Consider the following 4,253-nt stretch of genomic DNA (forward strand, 5'->3'; position numbering starts at 1 on the left):
CCTGCAGCCCAGCGGCTTCATCAGCTACATCGAGACCCCGGTCGAGAACCTCGGCGATCTGAAGACCAACGGCATCGACCTCGACGTGAAGGCGGGCTGGAGCTTGGGTTCCATGGGTCGCCTGAGCGCCAGCTACGCCGGCAGCTTCATCAACCAATGGAAGCAGCAGAACGGCAAGGGCACGCCTTATGTGTCCTATGAGGGCACGGCCGGCGACGGTRCCGGCGTGCAGCCGGTGCCCAAGTGGCAGCACACCCTGGGCCTGGACTGGAACATGGGCAACTGGAACCTGACGCTGGAGAACATCTTCGTCAAGGGCTGGACGGAATCGGCCGGCCTGGTGGAAGCCAACGTCGGCCCGCTCGTCGAGCACAAGGTCAAGGACAGCAGCCGCTGGAACCTGGGCCTAGGCTGGAAGCCCATGCCCACGCTGGCCCTGCGTGTCGGCGCCCGCAACCTGCTGGACCAGGACCCGCCGTTCACCGCCGTGTCCAGCTATGGCTCGCACGTGACCGGCTATGCGGGTTCCTTCGTCGACCCACGTGGCCGCTTCTGGTACGCCACGGCGAGCTACCAGTTCAAGTGAAATGGATCGCGCCCCACCGGCGCGGCGTGATCACAAGGGGCTCCTCGGAGCCCCTTTTTACTGGCTCAGCCCCTCAGCCCGCCCGGCGTAATGCCTGAGTGATGTACTGGGACGCTGCTTCTGGCTAGAGTCGCCCGCGTCCCACCCCCCTGAGGAATCCCATGATCAACATGACCGTCAACGGTCGCGCCGTGTCGCTGGACGCCGAGCCCGATATGCCCCTGCTGTGGGCCGTGCGGGAGGAATTGCAGCTGACCGGCACGAAATTCGGCTGCGGGGCGGCCCAGTGCGGCGCCTGCACCATGCACGTGGCCGGGGCGCCGGTGCGGTCCTGCCTGACGCCCATCTCCTCGGTGCAAGGCCCGGTGACCACCATCGAGGGCATCGCCACCGACAAGGTCGGCCAGGCCGTGCAGGCCGCCTGGGTCGAGCATGACGTGGCCCAGTGCGGCTACTGTCAGAGCGGCCAGGTCATGAGCGCGGTGGCGCTGCTCAAGGGCAACAAAAAGCCCAGTGACGCGCAGATCGACGAAGCCATGGCCGGCAATCTCTGCCGCTGTGGCACCTACACCCGCATTCGCGCGGCCATCCACACGGCTGCGGCCAAGCTCGCCTGAGGAGGCCGACATGCTGAATCCCCGTCGCATCGACCAGGCACTGACCGCGGGCTCCCTTGGAGTTTCCCGTCGCAGCTTCGTCACCACCACCGTCGGCGGCGCCGTCGGCCTGGCGCTGTTGCCTGGCATGGCGAGCGCCCAGGCGCCCAAGCCCGGGTCCAAGCCGACCGAGCAGCCTCTGGCCTTCGTCACCATCGCCAAGGACGGCACCACCACCATCCTGTGCAACCGCATGGACATGGGCCAGGGCGTCGAGACCGGCCTGGCCATGATCTGCGCCGAGGAACTGGAGGCCGACTGGAGCAAGGTCCGCACCGGCTTTGGCGACCAGAAGGCCGCCTATGTCGATCCGCTGTTCGGCATCCACCTGACCGGCGGCTCCAACTCGGTCAAGAACAGCTACCAGCAGTACCGCGAGCTGGGTGCGCGCACCAAGGCCATGCTGGTAGCCGCTGCGGCCGAAAGCTGGGGGGTGCCAGCCGCATCGTTAAAAGCCGAGAACGGCGTCATTTCGGGTGGTGGCAAGAGCGCCGGCTATGGCGAGTTCTTCGACGCCGCCATGAAGGGCACGGTGCCCGAAGCCGTCACGTTGAAGGATCCCAAGAGCTTCAGGCTGATCGGCAAGCCCACCGGCCTGGTCGTCAGCCAAGCCAAGAGCACCGGCGCTCAGGCCTACGGCATGGACGTGCAGCTGCCGGGCATGGCGGTGGCCGTCATCCAGCGCCCGCCGGTCTTCAACGGCAAGGTCGCCAAGCTCGATTCGACCGAGGCGCTCAAGGTCAAGGGCGTCAAGGCCGTGCTGCCGGTGGCGCTGGACCGTGGCGGCCAGGGCGTGGCGGTGGTGGCCAGCGGCTACTGGGCGGCCAAGAAGGGCCGTGATGCGCTCAAGGTCGACTGGGACCTGGGTGGCGTCGCCAAGCCCGACACCGCGGCGCTGACCAAGCAGTACCTGGCCCTGGCCAAGACGCCCGGCACGCCGGCGCCCAAGCCGGAGTTCCAGGCCGATGCCAGCGCCTGGGCGAAGGCGCCCAGGAAGATCACGGCGGACTTCGTCTTCCCCTATCTGAACCACGCCCAGATGGAGCCGCTGGCCTGCACGGTGGACCTGAAGGCCGACCGCTGCGACTTCTATTACGCGGCCCAGATGCCCGGCATCGATGCGATGAACCTGGCCAAGACGGTGGGGCTCAAGCCGGAGCAGGTGCAGGTCAATGTGCAGATGGCGGGCGGCGGCTTTGGCCGGCGTGCCACGCCCGCCACCGAATGGCCGCGCGAGGCGGCAGCCGTGGCGGTGGCCCTGGCCCAGGCCGGCAAACCCATGCCGGTCAAGGTGATCTGGAGCCGCGAGGATGACGTCAAGGCCGGCTACTACCGGCCCATGACGGTGCACCGCGCCGAGATCGGCTTCGATGCCGCGGGCAAGATCTCCGGCTGGCAGCACCGCATCGTCAGCCAGAGCATCCTGAAGGGCTCGCCGCTGGAGGGCTTTGGCTACCAGAAGGGCGTGGACGGCACGACGACCGAGGGCATGCGCGAGCCCTACGAGTTCCCGATGAACCTCAGCGTCCACCACCCCGACGTCAATGTGCCGGTGCTGTGGTGGCGCTCGGTGGGCTCCACCCACACGGCCTATGTGATGGAGACCCTGGTCGACGAGATCGCGTTTGCCACCAAGCAGGACCCGGTCGCCTACCGGCTCAAGCTGATGGAGGGCAACGCCAAGGCCGACCGCCATCGCGCCGCCCTGCAAGCCGCCGTCGACAAGAGCGGCTATGGCAAGCGCAAGCTCAAACCCGGCCAGGCCTGGGGCGTGGCCGTGCATGAGAGCTTCGAATCCGTCGTCGCCTATGTCGTCGTGGCGAGCATGAAGGGCAAGGGCAAGGATCGCCAGCCGGTGCTGCAGGAAGTGCATGCGGGCGTGCACTGCAACCTCTGCATCAACCCCAAGGCGGTCGAGACCCAGGTGCAGGGCGCGGCCATCATGGCGCTGGCCACGACCATGCCGACCCACCGCGTGACCTTCAAGGACGGCGTCGTCGAGCAGAACAACTTCTATGACATGGCCATGCCGCGCATGCCCGACGCGCCCAAGGTCATGACCGTCAGCATCGTGCCCAGCAACGACCCACCCAAGGGCATGGGCGAGCCGGGGCTGCCGCCGCTGGCACCGGCGCTCGCCAACGCGGTGGCGCGGCTGACTGGCAAGCGCCAGCGCGAGTTGCCGTTCAGCTTCGCCTGAGTCAGGTGCTGGCCGGCGCCGGGGGGTAGCCGGCCTCGGTCAGCACGGCCACCAGTGCCTCGCGGGGCAGGTCGCTGTCGACGTCGGCGGTCTTGGCGTTGCGATCAATTTCGACGCGCGCCTGGGCGTCGGCCGCCTTCAGCGCTTCGGTGATGGCGGCGACGCAATGGCCGCAGCTCATGTTGGGCAGGATGAAGCTGTGCATCGCTGGCATCATGCCCGCATCCACCTTTGCGGTATCGCCATGCACATCATTGCCCTCAGCGGCGCGCTGCGCCGCGCGTCCTACAACACCGCCTTGCTGCGCGCTGCCATCGCGATGGCGCCCGAGGGCGTCACGATCGAGCTGCGCACCCTGCACGGCATTCCCCTCTATGACGGCGACGTCGAGGCCCAGGGCATTCCCGAGGCCGTGACGAAGCTGCGCGAGGAGATCCGTGCCGCGAATGCGCTGTTGATCAGCACGCCCGAGTACAACCACTCCATCCCCGGCGTGCTGAAGAACGGGTTGGATTGGCTGTCGCGACCCAGCGGCGAAGGCGCCAAGCTGTTTGGCGGCAGGCCCACGGCCGTGATCGGCGCGTCGCCGGGCGGCTTCGGCACCGTGCGCTCCCAGGGCGCGCTGTTGCCGGTGCTGCATGCTTTCGGCTGCGACCACTGGATGGCCGGCGAGCTGCTGGTCTCTAAGGCCGGCTCGGTCTTCGACGCCGACGGCCGTCTCGTTGATGACAGGGTGCGGGGGCAGTTGCAGACCTTTGTCCACGGCTTTGTCGACTTCGTGCGCAAGAGAACGTCATGAGCGTCCACTTCG

Annotated in this window: 5 protein-coding genes; 4 read left to right on the forward strand and 1 reads right to left on the reverse strand. The window is 67.6% G+C overall.

All coding sequences use genetic code 11. From position 1 onward, the window contains the following. The 3 genes from AC1DU6_RS21750 to AC1DU6_RS21760 form a co-directional block, all read left to right on the forward strand. The coding region (locus AC1DU6_RS21750) for a TonB-dependent receptor domain-containing protein (protein ID WP_477859536.1) at positions 1 to 586 on the forward strand (586 nt) is incomplete at its 5' end. Between the two features lie 161 nt (positions 587 to 747). Next, positions 748 to 1,203 carry a (2Fe-2S)-binding protein gene (locus AC1DU6_RS21755; protein WP_056205070.1) on the forward strand — a complete coding sequence of 152 codons (456 nt, stop codon included), beginning with the start codon at positions 748 to 750 and terminating at the stop codon, positions 1,201 to 1,203. A gap of 10 nt (positions 1,204 to 1,213) precedes the next feature. Next, positions 1,214 to 3,442: a xanthine dehydrogenase family protein molybdopterin-binding subunit gene (locus AC1DU6_RS21760; RefSeq protein ID WP_477859539.1), complete on the forward strand. Its 2,229-nt coding sequence runs from the start codon at positions 1,214 to 1,216 to the stop codon at positions 3,440 to 3,442. A gap of 1 nt (position 3,443) precedes the next feature. Here AC1DU6_RS21760 and AC1DU6_RS21765 read toward each other — a convergent pair whose 3' ends face one another. Next, positions 3,444 to 3,647 carry a heavy-metal-associated domain-containing protein gene (locus tag AC1DU6_RS21765; protein WP_457320108.1) on the reverse strand — a complete coding sequence of 68 codons (204 nt, stop codon included), beginning with the start codon at positions 3,645 to 3,647 and terminating at the stop codon, positions 3,444 to 3,446. 39 nt (positions 3,648 to 3,686) lie between these two features. Between AC1DU6_RS21765 and AC1DU6_RS21770 the strand changes: the two genes are divergently transcribed. Beyond that, a complete protein-coding gene (locus tag AC1DU6_RS21770) occupies positions 3,687 to 4,241 on the forward strand; it encodes an NADPH-dependent FMN reductase (protein WP_457320107.1) in 555 nt (184 codons plus the stop codon). The last annotated feature ends 12 nt before the right edge of the window (positions 4,242 to 4,253 follow it).

The organism is Roseateles sp. P5_B10 (genome assembly GCF_056400485.1).

What these genes read in the sequence shown, in the direction of transcription:
- AC1DU6_RS21770 (WP_457320107.1), top strand. Translation starts at nt 3,687, where the DNA reads ATGCACATCATTGCCCTCAGCGGCGCGCTGCGCCGCGCGTCCTACAAC.
- AC1DU6_RS21765 (WP_457320108.1), bottom strand. Translation starts at nt 3,647, where the DNA reads ATGCACAGCTTCATCCTGCCCAACATGAGCTGCGGCCATTGCGTCGCC.
- AC1DU6_RS21755 (WP_056205070.1), top strand. Translation starts at nt 748, where the DNA reads ATGATCAACATGACCGTCAACGGTCGCGCCGTGTCGCTGGACGCCGAG.
- AC1DU6_RS21760 (WP_477859539.1), top strand. Translation starts at nt 1,214, where the DNA reads ATGCTGAATCCCCGTCGCATCGACCAGGCACTGACCGCGGGCTCCCTT.